Origin of the sequence: Rhodococcus sp. ENV425 (assembly GCF_002887785.1) — a bacterium.
Lineage (GTDB): Bacteria > Actinomycetota > Actinomycetes > Mycobacteriales > Mycobacteriaceae > Rhodococcus > Rhodococcus aetherivorans.
Window position 1 is genome coordinate 1 of record NZ_PCZU01000176.1, and the last position, 1,319, is coordinate 1,319.

Consider the following 1,319-nt stretch of genomic DNA (forward strand, 5'->3'; position numbering starts at 1 on the left):
CTCGGGTTCGTGCCGCGCCGCGTTGGCGATCAGGCCGAACATCAGCAGCGTCGTCGCGGTGGAGGTGCCGCCGGCCGAGACGAGCGGAAGCTGCAGGCCGGTGACGGGCAGCAACCCGACGACATAGCCGATGTTGATGAAGGCCTGCCCGATGATCCAGGTGGTGGCGGTGGCGGTGAGCAGCCGCAGGAACGGATCCACCGATCGCAGCGAGATCCGCAGGCCGGCGTAGGCGAACAGACCGAACAGGCCGATCACCGCCAGGCCGCCGAGGAAGCCGAGCTCCTCGCCGATGATGGCGAAGATGAAGTCGTTGTGTGCGTTGGGCAGGTAGCTCCACTTGGCGCGGCTCTGCCCGAGCCCCCGGCCCCAGAACCCGCCGTCGGCCAGGGAGAACTTCGCCTGACGCGCCTGATAGCCGATGCCTTGCGGGTCCGCGCCGGGGTTGAAGAAGGCCCGCACCCGCGCGGACCGGTACCCGGCGGTCAGCGCGAGGAGCACCGCCAGGCCGGCGGCGGTACCGACGATCGTCAGGAACACCCGCAGCCGCAGACCCGCGAACCAGAGCAGCGCGAGGACGATGATGGCGAGCGAGACGGTGGTGCCCAGGTCGGGCTGGAGGATGATCAGCAGGGTCACCACCAGGGTCGCCGGGACCAGCGGAACCATCATCTCGCGGGCGCTGGAGCGGTCGCCGCGGCGCGACGCCAGCAGGTGCGCGCCCCACACGGCGATGGCGATCTTGGCCAGCTCCGACGGCTGCAGCGACACGCCGGCGATGACGAACCACCCCCGGGTGCCCTGGGACAGCGTGCCGATGCCGGGGATGAGCACCAGCACCAGCAGCACGACGGTGACCGCGAACGCCGGGAACGAGAACCGGCGCAGCACCCGCACCGGAACGATCAGGGCGAAATAGAAGATGACCAGGCCGAGAGCGGCGAAGATCGCCTGCGAGGTGAACAGGCCGTAGGCCGAGCCGTTGGTGGCGACGGCCTCGACGCTCGACGACGACAGGACCATCACCAGGCCCAGCACGGTGAGCAGCACCGCGATCGTGACGATCAGGTGGAACGAGGCCAGCGGCCGGGCCAGCCACAGCCCGACCCGGTTCCGCGCCGTCCCGTCGGCGGGCTGCGGGGCGTTCACTGCCCCGTCCCGCCCCCGCGCAGCTCCTCGACCCCGGCGGCGAACGCGCGACCACGCTGCGCGTAGTCGGCGAACATGTCCAGCGACGCGGCGGCCGGCGCCAGCAGCACGGTGTCGCCCGCCGTCGCCAGCGACGCCGCCTCACGCACCGCGACCCGCATGGCCGCGGG

General features: G+C 71.6%; 1 protein-coding gene and 1 pseudogene. Both read right to left on the minus strand.

The annotated features are described in order from the left end of the window. The coding region (ftsW, locus tag CQZ88_RS14235) for a putative lipid II flippase FtsW (RefSeq protein WP_102799926.1) at window positions 1-1,149 on the minus strand (1,149 nt) is incomplete at its 3' end. After that, window positions 1,146-1,319, minus strand: a pseudogene (gene murD / locus CQZ88_RS31050) (UDP-N-acetylmuramoyl-L-alanine--D-glutamate ligase); the annotation flags it as partial. The pseudogene murD and the gene ftsW, both read right to left, overlap by 4 nt.